This window comes from Streptacidiphilus sp. P02-A3a, from assembly GCF_014084105.1.
In the GTDB taxonomy this organism is placed as follows: domain Bacteria; phylum Actinomycetota; class Actinomycetes; order Streptomycetales; family Streptomycetaceae; genus Streptacidiphilus.
Genome location: NZ_CP048289.1, coordinates 3183243 through 3205516 on the forward strand (window position 1 = coordinate 3183243; position 22274 = coordinate 3205516).

Genomic DNA, 22274 nt, shown 5'->3' on the forward strand with positions numbered 1-22274 from the left:
TCGGGCGGGGCCGGGCGTCCTGCCGGTCGTAGCCACGACAGGAGCACCCAACCGTGCGCCCCAACCCCCACAGCCGTCGGGCCCGCAACCTGACCGCCGCCATGTGTGCGCTGACGCTGACCGCCGGTGGCATCCTCGCCGCCACGGTCCTCGCCTCACCGGCTCTGGCGCAGTCCACCAACCTGCTGGCCAACCCCGGCTTCGAGACCGGCTCGCTGTCCGGCTGGACCTGCGACCCGGGCACCGCCGCCGTGGTCACCACCCCGGTCCACTCCGGCGGCTACGCCCTCCAGGGCACCCCGACCAGCAGCGACGACGCCCAGTGCACCCAGACCGTCACGGTCACCCCCAACACCACGTACACGCTGACCGGCGAGGTCCAGGGCTCCTACGTCTACCTGGGCGTGACCGGCGGCACCGACGCCTGGACCGCCTCGGCCACCAGCTACCAGCCGCTCACCACCACCTTCACCACCACCGCCAGCCAGACCAGCCTGCAGGTCTACGTCCACGGCTGGTACGCCCAACCGGCCTACTACGCCGACGACCTGTCGCTCACCAGTGGCACCGGCGGCGGCCCGACGGCGACGCCGACCCCGACCAGCACCCCCACCCCGACCCCGACCCCCACGCCGACCCCCACGCCGACCGGCACCAGCACGCCCCCGGCCGGTGGCCCGGTCGGCAAGGTCGCTCCCTACGTCGACATGACGAACAACGAGGAGCCGATGCTCAACTCGGCCGCCCAGGCCGGGCTGAAGAACTACACCGCCGCGTTCGTCGTCGCCGCCGGCTGCAACCCGATCTGGGGTGACACCCTGCCGGTCAACAACGACCCGACGCTCAGCCAGGACATCGCCACCGCCAAGGCCGACGGCGCCACGCCGATCATCTCCTTCGGCGGCGCGGGCGGCACCGAGCTGGCCCAGGCGTGCACCACCGAGGCCAGCCTCCAGGCCGCCTACCAGGAGGTGATCACCAGCCTCGGGGTGAACCACCTCGACTTCGACATCGAGGGTGCCACGCTCGACTACCCGTCCAGCAACAACCTGCGCTTCGAGGCGATCAACGGCCTCGAAGCCGCCAACCCGGGCCTGGTCGTCTCGGTCACCCTGCCGGTGCTCCCGACCGGTCTCGCGGCCGACGGCGTCGCCTTCCTCAACCTGGCGAAGCAGGACGGCACCCGGATCGACCTGATCAACGTGATGGCCATGGACTACGGCTCCTCGTTCACCGGTGACATGGGCCAGGAGGCCGTCCAGGCCGCCCAGAGCACGCTGGCCCAGGCGCAGGCCGACTGGCCGTCCGACACCTACGCCAACATCGGGGTCACCCCGATGATCGGCCAGAACGACACCTCCGGCGAGATCTTCAGCGAGGCCGACGCGCAGACCCTGGTCTCCTGGGCCGACACCGCCCACCTCGGCCGACTGGCCTTCTGGTCGGTCGACCGCGACCAGTCCTGCTCCGGCAGCGCCTCCGGTCTGCCGAGCTGCTCCGAGATCAGCCAGCAGCCGCTGGACTTCACCAAGATCTTCGACTCCTACACCGGCTGACCCGACACACCGGCTGAGCCGAACTCCGGACGTCGCCGCGGGGCCGACCGGCCCCGCGGCGACGCGCATCCCCCCTCAGCCGTCGGCGGCGCGGGTCGCCAGCAGGGCGGCCAGCACGGTCGGCGCGAGCAGCAGGGCGAAGGCGGCGGTGTAGCCGACCAGACCGCTCGAACCGGTGCCCGGGCAGGCGTTGAACAGGGCGGAGGCGAGGCCGATGACCGTGAGCTGGCCCAGGTTCTGCGCCGTCTGCATCGCGCTGCTGGCGTACCCCTGCCGTCCGGCGGGGCTGTGGGTGAGCGACAGCAGCGTGAGCGAGGGCGCGAGCAGGCCCATGCCGACGGCCGCGACCACCATCGACAGCGCGGCGGTGAGCGCGGGCAGCTCGGGCAGCGTCCCGGCGGCGGCGATCGCGACGGCCACCGTCATCACCAGCGCCCCGGCCGCGACCAGGCGGTGCCGGGGATGGCGCTCCACCAGCCGTCCCTGCCACCAGGAGGCGGCGGCCCAGGCGATGGCGGCGCCGGTGAAGGCCAGCCCGGTCACCGCCGCGGGCACCCGGCGGGCGGTGTCGAGCAGCAGCGGCACGAAGGCCTCCAGGGTGAAGTAGGCCCCGGAACTCAGACCCCGCAGCAGCGCGGCGGCGGGCAGGCCGCGGGCGGCCCGCCAGGTGCCGGGCGGCAGCAGCCGCGGCGCGAACACCACCAGCAGCGCGACCGCCGCCACCGCGCACAGCAGGTGGCGCGGGTCCCAGCCGGAGACGGCGTACTGCCCCAGCGCGGCGCCCACGCTCACCGCGAACGCGACCAGCAGCGCCGGGCGCGGCGGCCGCTCGCCCGGCGCTGCCGGCACGGCCTGCCGGGACCGGGACCGCAGCACGGCCACCACCGCCAGCGCCGGCAGCAGGTTCAGCGCGGCCAGGCCGAAGAACACCACCCGCCAGGACCACCAGGCGGTCACCAGCCCGGCCAGCGGGGGACCGGCCAGCGAGGGGATGATCCAGCTGGTGCTCATCAGGGCCAGTGCGCGGGCGCGCAGGTGCTCGGGGTAGGCCTGGCCGATGGCGGTGTTGATCGACACCGCCACGATCCCGGCCCCGACCCCGTCCAGGAACCGCCCGGCCGCCAGCTGCCAGATGGAGGTACTGGCGGCCGAGATCAGCAGCGTGGCCACGGCCAGCAGCACCCCCGCCGCCAACGGGCGCCGGGCCCCGGACCGGTCCGCCCAGTCGCCCCCGAGCACCCCGCCCAGCAGGCTCGCGGCCACGAAGCACCCGGCCACCAGCGGGTACAGCGACACCCCGTGCAGGTCCCGGGCCGCCACCGGCAGGATCGGCACCACCGCGAGCGCGGCGAACCCGGTCAGGAACATCACCGCGGTGAAGCTCCAGGTGACGGCCGCGTACCGGCGCGAGAACAGCCCGCCCCCGGCATCGGCCGGGTCCCCTCCGCCACCGCCGCGAACGAGGTGGTCCACACCGCCCGTGGCCGCCGGCCCAGCATCGTCCAAAGCCCCAGTCACGCTCCGGACCCTAGGCCAGCCGCTCCGGCCTGTCGATCAAATAAGCGGTCGGCGGGGTCTGGGCTGACGGTCGGTCGGATTCAGCGGACGAAGGAGATCTCCGGGTACGCCTTGGACGGGCCGCTGAGCAGCGGGCTGCTCACATGACGCAGCTCCTGGTCGAAGTAGGCGGCCAGGTAGGTGCGTTCGATGGCGATGGCGCGGTCGGGGGCGATCGTGCCCAGGGTCTGCGTGAGCTGGGCCTGGGTCACCCCGTCCACGCTGGCCTCCTGCGGCAGCAGGTACTCGTTGTCGCTGAAGCTCAGGTGCTGGGAGCCCTGCAGCTTCAGGTCCAGCACCTTGCCGTGCGAGTGCGCCCAGAAGCTGGTCCAGCTGCTGTCGTCGTTGCGGTTGTGGCCCTGCGAGCTGAACAGCAGGAACGGGCGGTCGAGCCCCTTGGTCGCGACCGGGCCGTAGAAGGTGCCGTCCAGGTCCGCGCCGGCGTCGATCCTGGGGTCGTCCAGCATCGAGGTGGCCGCCGCCGCGCCGCCCAGGGACCAGCCGAACATGCCTATTCGGCTCAGGTCGGGGCTGCCGAGCAGGCCGGTGGGCAGGGCCGTGTGGTTCACGTCCGGGTTGCTGCCCTTGGCCACCTTGGTCAGTTCGTTGAGGACGAAGCTGACGTCGGCGGCGCGGACCGCCAGGTTGGTGGACGCGTAGGTGTTCGTCGGCATGGTGTTCCCGATCACCTGCCCGTTGGGGAACTGGACCTCGTTGGCGTCGGAGGTGTGGTCGATGGCGACCACCAGGTAGCCGCGGCTGGCCAGGTCCTCCACCAGGGCGGTGCCCATCGAGCGGTCCGAGTGCAGGCCGGTCGAGTACACCAGGATCGGCAGCTTGCCGGCCGACGGGTTCACCGGTGCGCCGGTGTGTCCCGCGGTGGTCGGCAGGTTGATCGCGCTGGGCGCGATCTTCTCGCCCGCCAGGAAGTGGGCGGCGGCGAGGGACTGCAGCCACGGGGTGGAGGGGTGGCTGCTGGTGTTGGTGGCCGGGTACCAGAGGGTGACCATCAGCTTGCGCGGCTGGTGCCCGGGGAGGTACGGGTCGGTCCGGGAGGTGTCGACCAGTTCCAGGTTCACCGTGCCGACCGCGTAGTGCCCGCTCGTGGGCGGGATCGTCACCGTGACCGGTGTCTTGGCGTGCTTCGGAGTGCCGGCCCCCTTGGGGGCCAGGTCGGCGTCGGGGCCCGCGACGTTGGCGGGCGCCACCTCGTTGTCCACGGTGATGCTGTCGCCGGTCGGGTCGGGGGAGGACAGGCCGGGCCCCGGGGCGTGCACGCTGCCGGCGGCGTGGGCCGGCGTCACACCAGCGCCCATGGCGACCGCGAACGCCCCAGCGGTGCCCAGTGCCCGGGCGACAATTCCTCGGTGGTGTTTACGTGACTGTGGCATGTCACCCTTCCCTGTTCAGCGATCTCGTCCTGGCTCGCGATCGGCAAGCGCACACGATACCGCTGCCCGCCCCCGCCGGTTACCCCGCCCGCACCAGTCCCCACCCCGACCCCCGCCAGGCGCACCGGCGCGGGCCCCGGCGGAGCAGGGCGGCGGCATGCTGCTGACGGGGGCCTCCTGCGCCGTACGCGCCCTTGACGACCGTCATCCCCGAGGTGATGGTCGTAGAAGGCGGCGCAAGGCACGCACAACGGGGAGGCATCATGCGGCTACGGTTCATCGGCAAGGATGAGAAGTCGGGCAACACGGGGTCACCCACGGTCTTCCTTGACGTGGAGGCCGAGAAGCCGGGGTTCGCCTTCCAAGGACTTCGCCTGAGCGAGCCCGAAGAGGCGAAGGTCCGGGAAGCCGGGCCGATGCCGGATCATGAGACGGTCGTGTGGATGCCCATCCACATGATCAAGGCCATTCGGGAGGCATGTGATGAAGCGGAGCGATCCGGACTTCTTTGAGCTGCTGAGGTCCGCTCACCGTTCTGCCCTGCACCTTGAAATGCGGGACTCCTACGGTCTCGCTGACGAGGTCGAGGACTTCACCGCGTGGCGTGGCGGTCATCGCGCCGACTGGGCTGACCGCTCAGTGTGGTGGAACTCCTTCCACGCTGCCGTTGCCGACGCTGTGAGCCGGGGTGTGGTGATGCGCCGTGCCCGGATCGTGTCCGAGCCGGTCAGCGAGTACATCCGGTATGAGCACTACCTGACTACTGCGAACGTCACGGCCGGCGAGGAAGTGCGATGGCTGCCAAGGCGGTTGGCGACGGCGATTCCGCTGCCCGGTAACGACTTCTGGCTGTTCGATGAAACGGCCCTGATCGTGAACCACTTTGACGGGCAGGGGGATTGGGCATCCCCTGGCATGGAGCTGGACGACGACCCGGACGCCGTGAAGCTGTGCGCGTCGGCGTTCGAGCTGGTGTGGGAACGCGCCGTCCCGCACGCTGATTTCACGGTCTGAGGGCTCCGGACAACGCGACCATGGCCGCTTCTCCGCTCTCCAGTGCCGAAGAGGCACGCAAGGCCATTGCCGACCACTTGGGGGAGATCCGGAAGGACGCCGAGCTCACCGGCCTTGAGCTTGCCCACCGCTGTGGTTGGAACCCGTCCAAGTCCTCCCGGATCGAGAACGCCCGTACGCCGCCCTCGGATGCCGACATCCGGGCGTGGTGTGCGGCCTGCGGCGTGCCCGAGCGCGCCGCTGATCTGATCGCGGCGTCCCGGTCGGCTGGTTCGATGTACACGGAGTGGCGTCGGCTGCACCGGTCAGGGATGCGCCGGAACCAAGAGGCCGACGTGCCGATCTATGAGCGGACCCGTTCGTTTCGGGTCTACTGCTCCAACGTGGTCCCTGGCGTGGTGCAGACGCACACCTACGCCACGGCCCTACTGGCGTTGATCACGGGTTTTCAGGGCACCCCGGACGACTCTGCTGAGGCCGCCGCCGCTCGCGTGGACCGGGGGCAGGTGATCCGCGAGCCGGACCGCCGTACGGCGCTGCTGGTCGAGGAACAGGTGTTGTATCACCGCTATGGGGATGCGGCAGTGATGGCCGGACAGTTGGGCTACCTGCTCACCGTGATGGCGCTGCCGAACGTGTCCCTTGGCGTGTTGCCTCGCACGGCGCAGCGGCGCATGTGGGGGCTGGAGACGTTCACCGTGTTCGGGGACGAGTTGGTTCAGGTCGAGCCGCTGACGGCCCGTATTCACATCACGTCTCCTGGGGAGATCGAGGTGTACACGCGGGCTTTCGCCGAGCTGTCCAGGACTGCGGTCTACGGATCGCGTGCGCGTGCACTGATCACGGCGGCGATCGATGCTCTCGGGTGATCCTTTGCAATCCCCTGCAATCGTGTAGCGGTTGACTCCTCACGGTACCTAGCGTCTTGGCAGACGTGAGACGCGGGGAGGTCTCATGTGATTCACACGGCGACGCCGCAGGAGTGTTCGGGTTGCGGCGGGACGGGCGCGATGGTCCGTGCCACCACCCGGTGGTGCATGAGCTGCGATGGCATAGAAGGAGGTTCCAACCATGCTCGGCATTCTCTACAACAGCGGCGGGGACGACGGCGACGGCCACCCCGGTACTCCGTGGACTCCGCCGGAAGAGCCGCCGTCCCCTGACGGCTCCACCCCGCCCGGAGACGGGGACCACCGCAAGTAATGGCCGACGCTCCGCAGCAGGAGGGCCGCACCAGCACTGACCCGCTGGTGCGGTCCCTTCTCAACGATGGTTCCATGTCGGCCGATTGGGCCGACTCCTTCGAGGCGGTACCGCGCCGCGAGTTCCTGCCGGATGAGTACTGGGCCTTCGACATGAAGGCGGGCAGCAGCGTCTACGTCAGCCGGGACGACGAGCCGGACGTGTGGGAGCGGTATGCGGCGGCGACGGACTTCCCGCTGGTCACGCAGTGGGACGACGGCAGGCACACGGGTCGTGAGCCGGGTCGGGTGTCCACCAGCTCGTCGTCCGAGCCGCGCGTCGTCGCCGGATACCTGCGGGACGCGCGGATCAGTCCGCCCATGCGGGTGCTGCTGGTCGGCACCGGGACGGGGTGGGACACCGGTCTGCTGAGCCATCGGCTCGGTGGCGGCAACGTGTTCTCCGTCGAGGTGGACGCGGCCGTGACCGCAGCCGCACGCACCCGCCTGACCGCCCTTGGTCTGCACCCGACGGTCGTGTGCGGTGACGGCTCACTCGGCTGCTCGGCCGGGGCTCCCTATGACCGGGCGATCGTGACGGCCGGGGTCCGGCAGGTGGCTCCCGCCCTGCTTGAGCAGACCAGGGAAGGCGGGTTGGTCCTGGCCCCGTGGGGGACGCACTACGACAACGGGGACGCACTGGTCCGGCTGACGGTGGGCGCGGACGGGAGCGCGTCCGGTCCGTTCCTGCGGATGGTCGAGTTCATGAAGCTGAGGAATCAGCGGTTGGACTGGGACCGCTTCGGCGGCCACGTGAAGGAGTTCCCCGGCGACGCGGCCGTGTCGTCCACGGTGCTGACTCCCTCGGACCTGGGGGAGCGCTGGACTTCCGCCCGCTTCGTGACCGGTCTCGCGGTACCCGACTGCACTCACGTCCACAACAAGGCGAACGGGCACACCCGGGTGTGGTTCTTCGGACTGTCGGACCTGTCGTGGGCATGCGCGGAGTTCCAGCCGGGCGAGCTGACCGGCACGGTCTACCAGCACGGCCCCCGGCACCTCTGGGACGAGGTGGAGCGCGCCCTGCGCTGGTGGACGGAGCAGGGCCGCCCGCTGCTCGACTCCTTCGGCCTCACGGTGACCCCCGACGGGGCCCAGCGCCCCTGGCTGGCCGACCGGTCCAACCCTGTTCCGTCGTTCGCCTGACGCCCTCCGAGCGACCCGATGAGTCTCTCCCCCGTGGGGGAGGGACTCCGGGGCACAGAGAAGCCCCCTGCGGCCCGTGTGGGCTGGCAGGGGGCTTCGCCGATGGCCGGGGGGCAGGCCCGGGGGCGGCGGGCCGTGAGGCGGGCCGCCGATCCTGCCGGTTAGTCGAGGGGCCCGCCGGCGACGTAGATGACCTGGCCGGAGACGAAGCCCGCGCCCTCGCTGACGAGGAACGAGACGGTGTGCGCGATGTCCTCCGGGACGCCCACCCGGGCGACCGGGATCTGGGTGGCGGCGGCGGCCTTGAAGTCCTCGAAGCCCATGCCGATGCGGGCGGCGGTGGCGGCCGTCATGTCGGTGGCGATGAAGCCCGGGGCGACCGCGTTGGCGGTGACGCCGAACTTGCCGAGCTCCTTGGCCAGGGTCTTGGTGAAGCCCTGCAGACCGGCCTTGGCGGCCGAGTAGTTGGCCTGGCCCCGGTTGCCCAGGGCGGAGGAGGAGGACAGGTTGACGATGCGGCCGTAGCCGGCGTCCACCATGTGCTTCTGGACCGCCTTGGACATCAGGAAGGCGCCCTTGAGGTGGACGTTCATCACCGTGTCCCAGTCCAGCTCGGTCATCTTGAACAGCAGGTTGTCGCGCAGCACACCGGCGTTGTTGACCAGCACCGCGGGCGCGCCCAGCTCGGCGGCGATCCGCTCGACGGCGGCGGCGACCTGCGTCGCGTCGCTGACGTCCGCGCCGACCGCGAGGGCCCTGCCCCCGGCGGCGGTGATCTTCTCGACGGTGTCCTTGCCCGCCGACTCCTCCAGGTCCACCACGGCCACGGCGAAGCCGTCGGCGGCGAGGCGGATCGCGGTGGCGGCGCCGATGCCGCGGGCCGCGCCGGTGACGATGGCTACGCGGGGGGTCTGCTCAGTCATGGCTGCTGCATGTCCTTCGGTCGAGGGGGTGAAGGTGGTGGGGAGAGGTGTGGACTGGGGGAGCTGACTGCTGGTCAGGAGGGCAGGTAGGGGCGCAGCTCGCGCCGGGCCAGCGAGCGGCGGTGGACCTCGTCCGGGCCGTCGGCGAAGCGCAGGGTGCGGGCGCCCGCCCAGAGTTGGGCCAGCGGGAAGTCCTGGGAGACGCCGCCGCCGCCGTGGGCCTGGATCGCCTTGTCCAGGATCCACTCGACGGTGGACGGGGTGGCGATCTTGATGGCCTGGATCTCGGTGTGCGCGCCCTTGTTGCCGACGGTGTCCATCAGCCAGGCGGTCTTCAGCACCAGCAGCCGCAGTTGCTCGATGCGGACGCGGGACTCGGCGATCCACTCCTGGATCACGCCCTGCTCCGCCAGCGGCTTGCCGAAGGCGGTGCGGGCGACCGCCCGGCGGCACATCAGCTCCAGGCCGCGCTCGGCCATCCCGATGAGCCGCATGCAGTGGTGGATCCGGCCGGGGCCGAGCCGGGCCTGGGCGATGGCGAAGCCCTCGCCCTCACCGGCGATCAGGTTCTCCGCCGGGACCCGGACGTTGTCGAACACGATCTCGGCGTGGCCGCCGTGCGCGCCGTCGGTGTAGCCGAACACGTGCATGCCGCGCCGGACGTCGACCCCGGGCGTGTCGCGGGGGACCAGGATCATGCTCTGCTGCCGGTGCTTGGGCGCGTTCGGGTCGGAGCGGCCCATCACGATCAGGATCTCGCACTCGGGGGCCATCGCCCCGGACGACCACCACTTGCGTCCGTTGATCACGTACTCGTCGCCGTCGCGTTCGATCCGGGTGGCGATGTTCGCCGCGTCGGAGGAGGCGACCTCGGGCTCGGTCATGCAGAAGGCCGAGCGGATCTCGCCTTCCAGCAGTGGCAGCAGCCAGCGCTTGCGCTGCTCGGGGGTGCCGAACTCGGCCAGCACCTCCATGTTGCCGGTGTCCGGGGCGGCGCAGTTCAGCGCTTCGGGGGCGAGGTGCGGGCTGTGGCCGGTGATCTCGGCCAGCGGGGCGTACTGCAGGTTGGTCAGCCCGGCGCCGTGCCCGCCGTCCGGCAGGCCGTGCTGGTCCACGAAGAAGAGGTTCCACAGCCCGCGCCGCCGCGCCTCGGCCTTGAGCTCGGCCATCACCGGGAGCCGGGCCCACTCGTTCTCGGCGACCGCCGACTGCTCGGCGTGCACGGCCTCGGCGGGGTACACGTGCTCGTCCATGAAGGTGAGCAACCACTGCTGGAGTTCACGGGTTCGCTCGTCGTACAGGAAGTCCATCAGTTGTTCCCTTCCAGCTTGAGCAGGGTCTCCAGGGAGGCGGAGACCAGCAGCGGCACCAGCCCGCCGATGTGGGCGAAGCCCTCGCCCACGGTCTTGCCCTGGGTGTAGCGGAAATGGATGCCCTCGGAGATCACCGCGAGCTTGAACCCGGCGAAGGCGGTGTACCAGGGCAGCGGGGCGAGGTCCAGGCCGGTGCGGTCGGCGTAGTGCTCGGCCAGTTCGTCCAGGCCGGGGAAGCCCGCCTCGGGGCTGACGGCCTGGGCCACCGGGTTGCCCGGGATCCGGGCCGCGATCTCCCAGTACACCTTGAGCAGGCCGACATCGGCGAGCGGGTCGCCCAGGGTCGCCATCTCCCAGTCCAGTACCGCCGCCACGCTGTCGTCGGGGGCGATGATCGCGTTGTCGAGCCGGTAGTCGCCGTGCACCACGGTGTTCCGCTGGGTCCGCGGCAGCTGTGCCGCCAGCCGGTGCTGGAGCTCGGCCATGCCGTCGATCTCCCGGCTCCGGGAGGCCTCGAACTGGCGCAGCCAGCGGTCCAGCTGTCGCTGGAGGTAGCCGTCGGGGCGGCCGAAGTCGCCCAGGCCGACCGCCGCCGGATCGATCCCGTGCAGTTCGGCCAGCACGTCGATGAGCCGGAAGGACATGGTCCTGGCCCGGTCCCGGCCGAGCCCGGCGACGTCCTCGGCAGTCCGGTAGACGCTGCCCCGGACCTCGTCCATCAGGTAGAACGGCGCGCCGAGCACCTCCGGGTCGGTGCACAGCAGGTGCGCGCCGGGGACCGGGACGCCGGTGCCCGCCAGCGCGGAGATCACCCGGTACTCGCGGCCCATGTCGTGCGCGGTGGCCAGCACGTGCCCCAGCGGCGGGCGGCGGAGCACCCAGCGGTGGGCCGAGTCGTGCAGCCGGTAGGTCAGGTTGGACTTGCCGCCGGAGATCAGCTCGGCCGCGAGCGGCCCGTCGACCAGCCCGGGGTGGGCGCGGTCGAGGTACTCCCGCAGGCGGTCCAGGTCGAGGCCGGGCGGGTGCGGGCCGCCGGGATGCCCGGACCCGGCTTGCTGCGACATGCGGACCTCCTGCGCGTGGATGGGGCAGACTCACCGCGAGCGGCGGCGGAGCCCTCGGCGACACCATACCGACTAGTAGGTATGTCGGCTAGAGTGGACTGCGACACACCGTGCCGGAACGGGGCCGTACGGTTGACGCGGCGGGGACCGGCGGCGGAGGCCGGGTGGCACACGGGAAGCGGCACACGGGAAGAGGGCGCAGGTGGCGGCAACAGCGCACAGGGCGGCGGGCGGCGGGCGCGGGCGCGCGACGGCGCCCGGGGTCCCGGCGGCAGTGGCCGCCCCGGCGGGCGTCCCGGTCGCCGAGCGGCTGCTCGCCGCCGCCAGCAGGCTCTTCGCGGAGAAGGGCTTCGCGCTGACCTCGGTCCAGGAGATCGTCGAACACGCGGGCGTCACCAAGGGCGCCATGTACCACTACTTCAGCTCCAAGGACGACCTGCTCCAGCAGATCTACACCCGGCTGCTCGCGGTTCAGTCGGTCCGCTTGGTGGCCATAGCCGACGACACCGACCGTCCGCCCCGGGAGCGGTTGCACACCGCCGCTGTGGATGTCGTGGTCAGCACAATCGAACATTTGGATGATGCCATGGTTTCCTGGCGCTCCATGCACATGCTGCCGCCGGACCGGCTCGCCGCGGTCCGCGGGGACCGCCGGAGATTCCATGAGCGATTCCGGATGTTGATCGAACAGGGACAGGCGGATGGCTCACTTCGTTCGGATGTGTCCGCTGACCTGGTCGCTCATCAGTTCTTCGGTGGCGTACACCATCTCGGCAGCTGGTACCACGCCGACGGCGAACTGACGCCCGAATCTATCGGCACGGCCTTCGCTGACCTGCTGCTACGCGGACTCGATGGTTCCTGATGGACACCGGGCCGCTATCTGAAGGCCTACTGTGAACGGTTGGAGAACGCACTGACGATTCGCCAGTCGCGGCTCCAGGATCACGATTGGGATGCAGGTTGCATCGACGTATCTTGTTGAACCCGGCACTTTGTATAGTGTGCGCCAGCAGCCGACGGCTGCTCGGCGATCAAGCCCCGCGTGCGCTGCCTCCACAGGGCACGCAGCGAGCGGGCGCGCCGCTGCCACTGCCGTGCCATCCCTCCCGCAAGGGCAGTCGCGAGGGCTCAGACAGGACGGTTCGATGATGCTGGGGGAGATTGACATGACGGGTGTACCACTCCGCCTCTCCCAGTCGCCGGGACAGTTGATCCGGATCGCGCAGCAGGTGCACACGCGCCTGTGGACCGAGCACGTCGGCACCGAGCTCACGGCTCCGCAGTACGCCGCGCTGGTCGCACTCGCGATCGAGCCCGGCGCCGACCAGCGGACGGTGGGCGAACGGGCATCACTGGACAAGGCGACGATGGCCGAGATGGTCGGTCGGCTGGTGCGCCGGGGCCTGGTACTGCGCAGACGTGACCCGGCCGACGGGCGGCGCAAGCTGCTGACCCTCTCCCCGGCCGGGGCCCAGCTGTTGCAGTACGTGTCCCCGCGCGTGGCCAGTGTGCAGCAGCAGCTGCTGGAGCCGCTGGACGAGACCCAGCGGGCCTCGCTGATGGCGAGCCTCGGCAGCCTGGCCCGGATAGACCCGCTGGCGCTGGAGACCATGGAGGAGTCGCGGCCGATCCTGGACGCGCCCCGGGTGGTCGGCTATCTGATCCGGGTCGCCCAGCAGGTCCACACCCGGTTGTGGACCGAGCTGGTACCCGGCGAGCTGACCGCCCCGCAGTACGCGGTGCTGGACGCCCTGGCCGAGGAGCCGGGTATCGACCAGCGGACGGTCGGCGAGCGCGCGTCGCTGGACAAGGCGACGATGGCCGAGCTGATCAGCCGCCTGGTGCGGCGCGGACTGGTGCTGCGCCGCCGCGACCCGGCCGACGGCCGACGGAACCTGCTGGCACTCTCCCCGGCCGGGGTGGAGCTGCTGACCCAGGTCCGGGGCGGCGTGGACGACGTGCAGCGGCAGCTGCTGGAGCCGCTCCAGGCGAACGACCGCGAGGGCGTGGTGGCGCTGCTGATGGTGACCGCGCGGCTGGCGGGCCAGGTCTGAGCGCCGGGGCCTGAGCACAGGGGCCTGAGCGCAGGTTCTGAGCGCAGGTTCTGAGCGCCGGGGTGCCCGCCAGCCATGCGGGGGCGGGCACCCCGGCCCGACCTCAGCCTTCGGTGGTCCGGCGGTCGAACACCAGCGGGCGAGCCGTGCGGATCGCCGTGGTGATCGCGCCCAGCAGCACCGCGTCCTCACCCAGCGCGCTCGGGATGATCGTCGGCCGCAGCGGGGTGAGCTGCGCCAGCGTCTCCTCGACGGTGCCCAGCAGCAGGTCGGCGCTGTGCCCGACGCCGCCGCCGAGCACCACCAGGTCCGGGTCGATCACGGCGGTCACCGCCGCCACCACCTGCGCCACGCTCCTGGCCTCCTGCCGGACGGCGGCCAGCGCCTCCGGCAGGCCCCGCCGGGCCGCCTCGAACACCTTCTTGGCGTCCAGCGGTCCGGGCATGCCGAGCCCGCGCGCGGCCTGGACCACGGCGTCCCCGGAGACCGCCGCCTCGGCCAGGGCCGGTCCCGAGGGCAGCGGCAGGAAGCCGATCTCGCCGGCCGCCCCGTTCGAGCCCCGGAACAGCTCGCCGTCGGCGACGATGCCCATGCCGAGGCCGGTGCCGATCAGCACGTAGACGAAGAGCCGACTGCCCGCGCCGACACCGAAGGCGTACTCGCCGAGGGCGGCCAGGTTGGCGTCGTTGTGCACGCTGAGGGTGGTGCCCAGGCCCTCCCGCATGCCCGCGAACAGGCCGGGGCGGCCCCAGCCGGGCAGGTTCCCGGCGTAGCGGACCCGCCCGGTGTGCTGGTCGAAGACGCCGGGGGTGCCCACGGCGGCGTGCACGATGTCCTGCGGTTCGAGCCCGGCCTCGGTGCCCAGCCGGTGGGCGGCGTCCACCACGGTCCGGGCGACGGCGGCGGCGCTGCGGCCCCGGTTGGGCACGTCGGCGCGGGCGACCACGGTCCCGGCCAGGTCGGCCACGGCGAGGCGGAGGAAGGCCCGGCCGATGTCCACGCCGAGCACGTGCCCGGCGGTCGGGTCGGTCTCGTAGAGCAGCGCGGTCCGGCCCCGGTCGGGGACCACCGTCCCGGCCTCGCGCGCCAGTCCGGCCTGTTCCAGCGCGGCCAGCGCGGCGGAGACGGTCGGCTTGGACAGGCCGGTGTCCCGGGCCAGCTGCGCGCGGGACGCCGGGCCCTCGGTGCGCAGCCGCTCCAGGAGCAGCCACTCGTTGTTGCTGCGCAGCCGACGCCGGTTCCACGGCTGTTCGGCGGTGTGTTCGACCATCGTGCCTCTCGTGTCGCTGGATCTCGGGCCGCCGGGCGAGCGCAGGCAGAGAGGTTTACTGTATTCGGCTCCCAACGGCGCGGTGTTCCCGCAGGCCACGGCTCGGTATCGATCCTCGGTCGGGTCGCTTCCAGCCTTGACGCCTTAAGTTAAGTTATTTAACTTAACAATAGCCCCTGTTCGCCATCCCCACTCCCGGAGGTAGCGGTGCCCGGAACCCCTGCGCCTGCTGTCCCACCCGCGTCCGACTCGTCCAGCGGCACCGCGACCGGTTCCCCGGTCGCGTCCGGGGGCGGGCTGGTCCGCCGGATCGGCCTGTTCCAGGCGACCGCCATCAACATGAGCCAGATGGTCGGCGTCGGCCCGTTCATCACCATCCCGCTGATGGTCGTGGCCTTCGGTGGCCCGCAGGCGATCATCGGCTGGGTCGCCGGGGCGCTGCTGGCCCTGGTCGACGGCCTGGTCTGGGCCGAGCTGGGCGCCTCGCTGCCCGGCTCCGGGGGGACCTACGTCTACCTCCGCGAGGCCTTCCAGTACCGCTCGGGTCGGCTGATGCCGTTCCTGTTCGTCTGGACGGCGATGATCTTCATTCCGCTGATCATGTCCACCGGTGTGGTCGGCCTGGTCTCCTACCTGCAGTACCTCTGGCCCAGCATGACCAGCCTCCAGGGCGACCTGGTCGGCCTGGGCGTGGTGCTGGCGGTGGTGGTGCTGCTGTGGCGCAAGGTCGAGAGCATCGCCCGGCTGTCGGTGGTGATGTGGGCGGTGATGCTGATCGCCGTGGTCTGTCTGATCATCGCCTCGTACACCCACTTCAACGCCTCGCAGGCGTTCGACTGGCCCGCGCACGCCATCCAGCTCACCCACGGCTCCTTCTGGATCGCCTTCGCCTCCGGTCTGACCATCGGTATCTACGACTACCTGGGCTACAACACCGCCTCCTACATGGGCGCCGAGGTCAAGCAGCCGGGGCGGGTGATGCCGCGCTCGATCGTCTTCTCGATCGCCGCTGTCATGTGCATCTACCTGGTGATGCAGATCGGTGTGCTGGGCGTGGTCAACTGGCACGACATGCTGAACACCAACTCGGCCGCCTACAGCTCGGTGGCCTCGGTGGTGCTGGAGAAGACCTGGGGCCACACCGCGGCGCAGGTGGTCACCGGACTGATCCTGGTCACCGCCTTCGCCTCGGTGTTCGCCGGGCTGCTCGGCGGCTCCCGGGTGCCCTACGACGCCGCCCGCGACCGGGTGTTCTTCAAGCAGTTCGGCCATTTGCACCCGAAGCACCGGTTCCCGGTGCTCGGCCTGGTCGCCATGGGCGTGGTCACCGCCGCCGGGTTCCTGCTCGGCCGGCTCACCAGCCTGACCACCCTGATCGACCTGCTCACCACCGTGATGGTGATCGTCCAGTCGCTGGCCCAGGTGCTCGCGGTGACCGTGCTGCGCAAGCGCCAGCCGGAGCTCAAGCGCCCGTACAAGATGTGGCTCTACCCGCTGCCGGGGATCCTCGCGGGCGTCGGCTGGCTGGTCATCTACGGCTTCGCGGACAAGGCCTCCCCGGGCTTCCACCCCATCGAGTGGTCGCTGGCCTGGGTCGCGGCGGGTTGCCTGGCCTTCGTCTTCTGGTCCCGCTTCGAGAAGCTGTGGCCGTTCGGGCCCAAGGAGATCCGGGAGGAGTACCTGGAGGCGCAGCGGCAGGAGCGGCAGGCCGTCGGCGGCTGAGGCGGCGGCTGAGCGGCCGGGGCGTCCGGCGCCCGCCGGGCGGCGCTGGGCGGGCGCGCGCGGGGGTGCTGTGCACAGAATGGACGCATGGCCAAGAAAACCAACGCCCCGGCGCCGCGCAAGGTCGGCGGTGTGACGGTGAGCCCCCGGACGGTCGCCTTCGTGGTGGTGGCGATCCTGGCCGTCTGGTTCATCCTGATGAACACCTCGTCGGTGCGGATCCATCTGTGGGGCCTGTCCACGGCCACCTCGCCGCTGTGGTTCGTGCTGCTGGTGATGCTGGTGGCCGGGATCCTGCTCGGCTGGGCGCTGCACCGCTACCGGGACGGCCGGAAGTAGGACCGCAGGCAGGACCGCAGTCACCGCAGGATCGCAGTACCGCAGGATCGCAGTACCGCAGGACGTACGGCCCACCGTGCTTCGGCCCGGCTCCCGCTGCTGGCGGGGAGCCGGGCCGCGGCGTTTCCCGGGCGTGGAACCGGGGCCCGGAGTGAGGCCCGACACAGGGCCGGGGGCGTCCACGAAGCCCGGTAGTTGATCCACTGGCGGCAGCCGCTGGAATGTTCAACCACTTCCCCGTGATCTGTCCGGGGTCACCCCGGTCGCGGCCCTGGAACGGGGCCCAGCCGCAGCTCACAGCGGTCGGCCAGGAATCTCGCAGATTCTCCTGATCCCGGGTTTGCCCGGCCTGGGGATGGGTAGCGAGCGCCCTCGGCGGGCTCGGCGAACAGTGTTCCAATACGGACCGGCGTAGTAGCGGAGGGCTTTGGCCGCCGCTGTTCCGCCCGCTAACAATGGCGGAGTCCCAGCGCCAGTCCGGCCCCGTGCGGCACCTGTCCCGCCGTACGGATCCGAGCCGGTTGGCTGCCGAGCCGACTGATTGAGGTCCTCTCCCATGCCCGCCCTTACCCCGCGTGTGCGCAAGAGCACTGCCGCCGCCGTGGCCGCTGTCGCCGGTCTCTCGATCGTCGGCACCTTCGCCATCGACTCCTCGGGTGCCGCGAACGCGGCGACCACCACCAGCACCGCCGCCACGGTCGCCGACGTCCGCACCGCGGGCGCCACCACCCAGTCCGACGCCCTGGTGCAGTTCCAGCGGATGACCGCGGCGGTGGCCAAGGACGCTCCGGCCAAGCCGGTGGCCGTCAGCAACGGCGCGCAGATCACCGACAGCCGGGTCGTCGCCGCCAAGGCCGCCGAGAAGGCGGCCGCGGAGCAGAAGGCCGCCCTGGCCAAGGCCGCCGCCCAGGCCGCCGCCGACCGCAAGGCCGCCGAGGCCAGGAAGGCCGCGGACGCCAAGAAGGCCGCCGAGGCCGCCGCGGCGAAGAAGGCCGCCGCCCAGAAGCAGGCCGCCGCCGCGTCCACGCCGTCCGGCAGCCCGCGGCAGATCGCCGCCCAGATCGTCCCGGCCGACCAGCTCGCCTCCTTCGACCAGATCATCTCCCACGAGAGCGGCTGGAGCGTCACCGCGACCAACCCGTCCTCCGGCTCCTACGGCCTGGGCCAGGCCCTGCCCGCCTCGAAGATGGCCTCGCAGGGCGCCGACTGGCGGACCAACCCGGTCACCCAGATCAAGTGGGCGCTCAACTACATGGACTCCCGCTACGGCAGCCCGAACGCCGCCTGGCAGTTCTGGCAGGCCAACAACTGGTACTGATCGGTAACCGGTACCGATCCGTCACCTCGGTTCCCGCCGCACCCGGCCAACCCGCTGAACGCGAACGCCCGCCCGGGCACCGTCGGCGTCCCGCTGCCCGGCACCGAGGTCCGGGTGGTGCACGAGGAGGACCCGGAGCGCGAGCAGCCCCCGGGCGAGGTCGGCGAGCTGCTGGTGCGCGGGCCGCAGGTGTTCGCCGGGTACTGGCACGAGCGCGAGGACAGCGCCCGGATGCTGCACGACGGCTGGCTGTTCACCGGCGACATCGCGGTGATGAGCCCGGACGGCTTCGTCACCGTCATCGACCGCCGCCGCGACGTGATCATCGCCAGCGGCTTCTCGGTGTTCCCCACCGAGATCGAGGAGGTGCTGCTGTCGCACCCCTCGGTCGCGGACGCGGCCGTGGTCGGCGTGCCCGACGCCTACCGGGGCGAGACGGTCAAGGCGTGCGTGATCGTCCGCGAGGGCTGCGGGCTCTCCGAACGCACCCTGACCGCCTACTGCTCCGAGCGGCTGGCCGCCTACAAGGTCCCCAAGATCGTGGAGTTCCGGGTGGACCCGCTGCCGCGCAACCTGCTCGGCAAGGTGCTGCGCCGAGTGCTGCGCGACGAGCACCGGGACCGGTCGGCGGGCTGACCGGCGGTCCGCCCGGGCCGGTTCAGGCGCTGTCCGCGGGACCGGACGGCGCTCGGTCCGGGTCCTCGGCCGGTTCGGACTGCTCCTCCCGCTCCTGCTCCTGCTCGGCGAGCCGGCGCAGCGAGTCCTCCTCGGCGACCCGCCGCAGCGCCTCCTGCTGCTCGCGCTGCTTCAGCACCTCCTCCAGCGTCGGCGACTCGTCCCAGACCGCGTGGAAGGCCAGCCGCAGCGCCTCGGCCAGCGAGGGGTGGCGGATCACCAGCGAGGTGGTCGCGCCCGCCCTGGCCACCGGGTCGGGCATGTCGCAGAGCACCGTGGAGCCGTCCGCGATCACCAGCTTCAGCGGCAGGTTCTCGGCGATCCTGATCTCCTCGCCGACCTCCACGAACTGCCGCACCACGTCCAGCACCACGGCGTCGTCCAGCACGTCGCTGCTGTACAGCGAGCGGACCGTGCGCCCGGCGGCGTGCAGCCGGGCCGAGGCCTCGATCCCGGCGACGTTCTCGGCGGGCGGGTTGAACCACGGCGGCCGGGAGAAGCTCAGCAGTTCCCGTTCGGCCTCGGACTGGATCCGGGCGAAGCGCTCGCTGATGTCGGCCGCGTCCCGCAGCACCTCGACGTAGTCGAGCGGGTCGGTGTGGGTCCGGCCGCTGGCCCAGGTCGGCAGCAGCTCCTGGGCGAGCTCGTCGGACAGCCGCTCCAGGCGGCCGAGCGAGCGGCGCTGCTGCTCCATCAGCCGGTGCACCGCCGTCTCCGGCGCGACGGCCGAGTACCCGGCGACCTTGCCCGGGCGCAGCAGCGCCAGCTGCCGCCGGGTGAGGCCCTCAAGTACGTCGTAGACCCGCTGCCGGGGCACCTGGGCCTCCCGCGCGACCTCGGCCGCGGTGAACACGTCGCGGCGGATCAGTGCGAGGTAGACCCGTGCCTCGTAGTTGGTCAGGCCTAGCTCTTCCAGGTCCGCTGCGCGTCTGTCGTCCGTATGCATGAGGGAACCGTAGTGGCGCGGGTGCCATCTTTGGCAAGAGCTGTCCAACAGCTGGCTGGTCGGGTTACCCGGCCTGGTCCCGGCGACTTCGCCGAGGTGGCGGCCGTGAGCACCACTCGCAGGGGTGTCAGCGCCCATTTTCTGTCATGAACATGAAATACAATTGTGATCATTTCTGCACATGATCATCATGTTTCAGTGCTCATCGCTGCTTACCTGCCGTAAGGCTAGCCCCGCCCCCGGGATTGTCAGTGGCACACGATACGGTTCCCCAAGCTCGGATCCGAGCTCTGTACGCATAGGCATTCTGGAGTCACCGCCATGTCCGAAATCCCGGTCGACACCGCGACCGAACCCTCGCCGGAACCACCCCCGGGTGTCGACGCGGCCGTGCCTGACGGCCCCAGCTACCTGAGCCACAAGCAGATCATGGTGGTGATGGGCGGGCTGATGGCGGGAATGCTGCTGGCCGCGCTCGACCAGAGCATCGTCGGCACCGCGCTGCCGACCATCGTCAGCCAGCTCGGCGGCATCGACAAGCTCTCCTGGGTGGTCACCGCCTACCTGCTGACGTCGACCGCGGCCACGCCGCTCTGGGGCAAGATCTCCGACCTCTACGGGCGCCGGGTCATCTTCCAGACGGCCATCGTGGTCTTCCTGGTCGGTTCGGCCCTGGCGGGCCTCAGTCAGAACATGGGCGAGCTGATCGGCTTCCGGGCGGTCCAGGGCGTCGGCGGTGGCGGTCTGATGTCGCTCGCCTTCGCGATCATCGGCGACGTGATACCCCCGCGTGAGCGCGGTCGCTACATGGGCCTGATGGGCGCCGTCTTCGGGCTGGCCAGCGTGGCCGGGCCGCTGCTCGGCGGCTGGTTCACCGACAGCATCGGCTGGCGCTGGATCTTCTACATCAACCTGCCGATCGGCATCGGCGCCTTCATCGTCTGCTCCTTCGCGCTGCGGCTGCCGGTCAACCGCCGCGAGCACTCCATCGACTACCTGGGCGCGGCGGCCATCGTCTCCGCGGTGACCAGCCTGCTGCTCTACCTGAACTGGGCCGGGACCTCCTACGGGTGGGCCTCCTGGCAGGGCCTGGCGCTGCTGGCCGGCTCGGTGCTGCTGGTGGTGGCGTTCGTGCTGATCGAGCAGCGCGCGGCGGAGCCGATCCTGCCGATGCGGCTGTTCCGCAACCAGATCTTCTCGGTCGGCAACGGCTTCGGCTTCTTCGCGGGCTTCGCGATGTTCGGCGGCATCATCTACCTGCCGCTGTACCTCCAGGCGGTGAAGGGGATGTCCGCGATGGAGTCCGGTCTGGGCATGCTTCCGGCGATCGCCGGGATCATGGTCACCTCGATCGCCTCCGGCCGGATCATGGTCAAGACCGGCAAGTACAAGATCTACCCGATCGCCGGCGCGGTGCTGATCATCGCCTCGCTGGTGCTGCTCAGCCAGCTCACCAACGGCACGCCGTACTGGCAGGTCGCGGTCTACGCGTTCGTCTTCGGCTCCGGCCTGGGGATGACCATGCAGACCATCGTCACCGCGATCCAGAACTCGGTGCACTTCAGTGACATGGGTGTGGCCACCGCCTCGGCCACGTTCTTCCGGCAGATCGGCGCCTCCATCGGGACGGCCATCTTCGGGACCGTGCTGACCACCCGGATGGCGCACTACATGGCGCAGGAGGTCTCGCACATACCCGGCGGTGCCCGGAGCGCCGGTCACCTGGACGTCAACAACATCCAGGCCATCCACGCGCTCCCGGCGGCGGTCAAGGGGCCGGTCACGGCCGCCTTCGCGCACGCCATCGGCGACCTGTTCCTGACCGGTGTCCCGTTCATCGCGATCGCGCTGGTGTTCGCGCTGGTGCTCAAGGAGAAGAAGCTGGTCGCCGCCGAGGGCGCGGAGCCGGCGGCCCCCGCGCACTGACGCCGGGCGGTCCGCGCGTCAGCTGGACGCGCGGGCCATCCGGTCCAGGGCGTGCAGCAGCGCGGGCAGCTCGGGTCCGCGCCCGATCGGCACCACCTCGTGCGGCTTGTCGTCCAGCAGCACCAGGGCGATGTCGTCGGTGCGGGCGGCCAGGCTCCAGCCCGGCCCGTCCGCGCGGACCAGCCGCGCGCCCTCGGCGGCGGGGGTGGAGCGGACCCGCCCGGCCGGCGGGGGAGTGCGGGTGTACTCGCGCGCCTCGGCCAGGATCCGGGCCACGCTGCCCTCGGACGGCGGGCGGGCGCTCTCGTCGAAGGTCACCGAGTCGGCGACCTGCTCCCGCCACAGGGCCCACTGCTTGGCTATCTCGTCGGCGCCGAGCCGTCGCTGGGCCGGGCCCCACTGGTCCGGCGCCGGCGGGCTGAGCAGCTGCCGCTCGCTCTCCCCGGCGGGCGGGTCGTGCGGCTCGGGCAGGCCCGGGGTGCTCACCGCCAGTGCCAGCGGCCAGCCGGGGAAGGAGTCCACCACCGTGCGGTCGGGCGGGGTGAGGTCGTACGGCATACCGCAGTCCCAGGCCGCGATGGCGCAGCCGACCAGCGCCGCGTCGTCGGAGACCACCGTCCACCGGGCACCGTCGGCGTCCTGGCCGAACAGCAGGCCGTAGCCGTCGGCCCAGGGTTCGAGGCCGAGCGCGGCGCAGGCGTCCGGGTAGTCGTCCCCCAGCACGCTGGGGAACTGTCCCGGGGTCAGCAGCAGGGCGCTCAGCACGTAGAACGCGCCGGTGTCGTCGGACATGGAGCCCCACCCCTTCGTGAGTCG

At 71.2% G+C, this 22274-nt stretch carries 21 protein-coding genes; 13 read left to right on the plus strand and 8 right to left on the minus strand.

Features of this window, described 5'->3' with window-relative positions:
* The first annotated feature begins 53 nt into the window (after window positions 1-53).
* Complete coding sequence (locus GXP74_RS14470) at window positions 54-1556, plus strand: carbohydrate binding domain-containing protein (protein ID WP_182451895.1); 1503 nt, start codon at window positions 54-56, stop codon at window positions 1554-1556.
* A 75-nt stretch (window positions 1557-1631) separates the two neighbouring features.
* On the opposite strand, the gene GXP74_RS14475 is transcribed toward GXP74_RS14470, so the two are convergent.
* Window positions 1632-3029: an MFS transporter gene (locus GXP74_RS14475; RefSeq protein WP_370468421.1), complete on the minus strand. Its 1398-nt coding sequence runs from the start codon at window positions 3027-3029 to the stop codon at window positions 1632-1634.
* Between the two features lie 125 nt (window positions 3030-3154).
* Window positions 3155-4504, minus strand: a complete 1350-nt coding sequence (locus tag GXP74_RS14480) for a hydrolase (protein ID WP_225447928.1) — start codon at window positions 4502-4504, stop codon at window positions 3155-3157.
* Window positions 4505-4698: 194 nt separating this feature from the next.
* On the opposite strand from GXP74_RS14480, the gene GXP74_RS14485 reads away from it, so the two are divergent.
* From GXP74_RS14485 to GXP74_RS14500, 5 genes are all read left to right on the plus strand, one after another.
* The gene (locus tag GXP74_RS14485; protein ID WP_225447929.1) at window positions 4699-5016 is read left to right on the plus strand and encodes a hypothetical protein; all 318 of its coding nucleotides are present in this window, start codon (window positions 4699-4701) and stop codon (window positions 5014-5016) included.
* Window positions 4988-5518, plus strand: a complete 531-nt coding sequence (locus GXP74_RS14490) for a DUF6879 family protein (protein ID WP_182451896.1) — start codon at window positions 4988-4990, stop codon at window positions 5516-5518. Before GXP74_RS14485 ends, GXP74_RS14490 begins: the two co-directional genes overlap by 29 nt.
* 20 nt (window positions 5519-5538) lie before the next feature.
* Complete coding sequence (locus GXP74_RS14495; protein WP_182451897.1) at window positions 5539-6387, plus strand: helix-turn-helix transcriptional regulator; 849 nt, start codon at window positions 5539-5541, stop codon at window positions 6385-6387.
* A 202-nt stretch (window positions 6388-6589) separates the two neighbouring features.
* Entirely contained in the window at window positions 6590-6721 is a 132-nt protein-coding gene (locus GXP74_RS41430; protein ID WP_255528112.1) for a hypothetical protein, read from the plus strand.
* A gap of 74 nt (window positions 6722-6795) precedes the next feature.
* On the plus strand, window positions 6796-7905 hold the full coding sequence (locus GXP74_RS14500; protein WP_225447930.1) for a protein-L-isoaspartate(D-aspartate) O-methyltransferase: 1110 nt from the start codon (window positions 6796-6798) through the stop codon (window positions 7903-7905).
* 161 nt (window positions 7906-8066) lie between these two features.
* On the opposite strand, the gene fabG is transcribed toward GXP74_RS14500, so the two are convergent.
* The 3 genes from fabG to GXP74_RS14515 all read right to left on the minus strand — a co-directional run bounded on the left by fabG (window position 8067) and on the right by GXP74_RS14515 (window position 11205).
* Window positions 8067-8828 carry a 3-oxoacyl-ACP reductase FabG gene (fabG, locus tag GXP74_RS14505; RefSeq protein WP_182451899.1) on the minus strand — a complete coding sequence of 254 codons (762 nt, stop codon included), beginning with the start codon at window positions 8826-8828 and terminating at the stop codon, window positions 8067-8069.
* A 74-nt stretch (window positions 8829-8902) separates the two neighbouring features.
* Window positions 8903-10138, minus strand: a complete 1236-nt coding sequence (locus tag GXP74_RS14510; protein ID WP_182451900.1) for an acyl-CoA dehydrogenase family protein — start codon at window positions 10136-10138, stop codon at window positions 8903-8905.
* A complete protein-coding gene (locus GXP74_RS14515; RefSeq protein ID WP_182451901.1) occupies window positions 10138-11205 on the minus strand; it encodes a phosphotransferase family protein in 1068 nt (355 codons plus the stop codon). The genes GXP74_RS14510 and GXP74_RS14515 overlap by 1 nt, the downstream gene beginning before the upstream one ends.
* Before the next feature lie 274 nt (window positions 11206-11479).
* Here GXP74_RS14515 and GXP74_RS14520 point away from each other — a divergent pair, with 274 nt between their 5' ends.
* A complete protein-coding gene (locus GXP74_RS14520; protein ID WP_225447931.1) occupies window positions 11480-12070 on the plus strand; it encodes a TetR/AcrR family transcriptional regulator in 591 nt (196 codons plus the stop codon).
* Window positions 12071-12374: 304 nt separating this feature from the next.
* Complete coding sequence (locus GXP74_RS14525) at window positions 12375-13262, plus strand: MarR family winged helix-turn-helix transcriptional regulator (RefSeq protein ID WP_182451903.1); 888 nt, start codon at window positions 12375-12377, stop codon at window positions 13260-13262.
* Window positions 13263-13365: 103 nt separating this feature from the next.
* Here GXP74_RS14525 and GXP74_RS14530 read toward each other — a convergent pair whose 3' ends face one another.
* Window positions 13366-14532: an ROK family transcriptional regulator gene (locus tag GXP74_RS14530; RefSeq protein WP_182451904.1), complete on the minus strand. Its 1167-nt coding sequence runs from the start codon at window positions 14530-14532 to the stop codon at window positions 13366-13368.
* 297 nt (window positions 14533-14829) lie between these two features.
* Between GXP74_RS14530 and GXP74_RS14535 the strand changes: the two genes are divergently transcribed.
* From GXP74_RS14535 to GXP74_RS14550, 4 genes are all read left to right on the plus strand, one after another.
* On the plus strand, window positions 14830-16254 hold the full coding sequence (locus tag GXP74_RS14535) for an APC family permease (protein ID WP_255528236.1): 1425 nt from the start codon (window positions 14830-14832) through the stop codon (window positions 16252-16254).
* An 87-nt stretch (window positions 16255-16341) separates the two neighbouring features.
* A complete protein-coding gene (locus GXP74_RS14540) occupies window positions 16342-16593 on the plus strand; it encodes a LapA family protein (protein WP_182451905.1) in 252 nt (83 codons plus the stop codon).
* Between the two features lie 556 nt (window positions 16594-17149).
* The gene (locus GXP74_RS14545; protein WP_182451906.1) at window positions 17150-17911 is read left to right on the plus strand and encodes a transglycosylase SLT domain-containing protein; all 762 of its coding nucleotides are present in this window, start codon (window positions 17150-17152) and stop codon (window positions 17909-17911) included.
* A 54-nt stretch (window positions 17912-17965) separates the two neighbouring features.
* Complete coding sequence (locus GXP74_RS14550; protein WP_182456439.1) at window positions 17966-18547, plus strand: AMP-binding protein; 582 nt, start codon at window positions 17966-17968, stop codon at window positions 18545-18547.
* A gap of 22 nt (window positions 18548-18569) precedes the next feature.
* Here GXP74_RS14550 and GXP74_RS14555 read toward each other — a convergent pair whose 3' ends face one another.
* Window positions 18570-19532 (minus strand): TrmB family transcriptional regulator, encoded by a 963-nt coding sequence (locus GXP74_RS14555; RefSeq protein WP_182451907.1) that lies wholly within the window; start codon window positions 19530-19532, stop codon window positions 18570-18572.
* 321 nt (window positions 19533-19853) lie between these two features.
* On the opposite strand from GXP74_RS14555, the gene GXP74_RS14560 reads away from it, so the two are divergent.
* Window positions 19854-21458, plus strand: a complete 1605-nt coding sequence (locus tag GXP74_RS14560) for an MDR family MFS transporter (protein WP_182451908.1) — start codon at window positions 19854-19856, stop codon at window positions 21456-21458.
* Window positions 21459-21476: 18 nt separating this feature from the next.
* On the opposite strand, the gene GXP74_RS14565 is transcribed toward GXP74_RS14560, so the two are convergent.
* On the minus strand, window positions 21477-22250 hold the full coding sequence (locus GXP74_RS14565) for a hypothetical protein (protein ID WP_182451909.1): 774 nt from the start codon (window positions 22248-22250) through the stop codon (window positions 21477-21479).
* Window positions 22251-22274: the final 24 nt, after the last annotated feature.

Excerpts from the sequence above, each read along its gene's own strand:
- GXP74_RS14480 (WP_225447928.1), bottom strand. The coding sequence starts at position 4,504 with ATGCCACAGTCACGTAAACACCACCGAGGAATTGTCGCCCGGGCACTG.
- GXP74_RS14490 (WP_182451896.1), top strand. The coding sequence starts at position 4,988 with ATGAAGCGGAGCGATCCGGACTTCTTTGAGCTGCTGAGGTCCGCTCAC.
- GXP74_RS14495 (WP_182451897.1), top strand. The coding sequence starts at position 5,539 with ATGGCCGCTTCTCCGCTCTCCAGTGCCGAAGAGGCACGCAAGGCCATT.
- GXP74_RS41430 (WP_255528112.1), top strand. The coding sequence starts at position 6,590 with ATGCTCGGCATTCTCTACAACAGCGGCGGGGACGACGGCGACGGCCAC.
- GXP74_RS14500 (WP_225447930.1), top strand. The coding sequence starts at position 6,796 with ATGTCGGCCGATTGGGCCGACTCCTTCGAGGCGGTACCGCGCCGCGAG.
- fabG (WP_182451899.1), bottom strand. The coding sequence starts at position 8,828 with ATGACTGAGCAGACCCCCCGCGTAGCCATCGTCACCGGCGCGGCCCGC.
- GXP74_RS14510 (WP_182451900.1), bottom strand. The coding sequence starts at position 10,138 with ATGGACTTCCTGTACGACGAGCGAACCCGTGAACTCCAGCAGTGGTTG.
- GXP74_RS14515 (WP_182451901.1), bottom strand. The coding sequence starts at position 11,205 with ATGTCGCAGCAAGCCGGGTCCGGGCATCCCGGCGGCCCGCACCCGCCC.
- GXP74_RS14525 (WP_182451903.1), top strand. The coding sequence starts at position 12,375 with ATGACGGGTGTACCACTCCGCCTCTCCCAGTCGCCGGGACAGTTGATC.
- GXP74_RS14530 (WP_182451904.1), bottom strand. The coding sequence starts at position 14,532 with ATGGTCGAACACACCGCCGAACAGCCGTGGAACCGGCGTCGGCTGCGC.
- GXP74_RS14540 (WP_182451905.1), top strand. The coding sequence starts at position 16,342 with ATGGCCAAGAAAACCAACGCCCCGGCGCCGCGCAAGGTCGGCGGTGTG.
- GXP74_RS14545 (WP_182451906.1), top strand. The coding sequence starts at position 17,150 with ATGCCCGCCCTTACCCCGCGTGTGCGCAAGAGCACTGCCGCCGCCGTG.
- GXP74_RS14555 (WP_182451907.1), bottom strand. The coding sequence starts at position 19,532 with ATGCATACGGACGACAGACGCGCAGCGGACCTGGAAGAGCTAGGCCTG.
- GXP74_RS14560 (WP_182451908.1), top strand. The coding sequence starts at position 19,854 with ATGTCCGAAATCCCGGTCGACACCGCGACCGAACCCTCGCCGGAACCA.
- GXP74_RS14565 (WP_182451909.1), bottom strand. The coding sequence starts at position 22,250 with ATGTCCGACGACACCGGCGCGTTCTACGTGCTGAGCGCCCTGCTGCTG.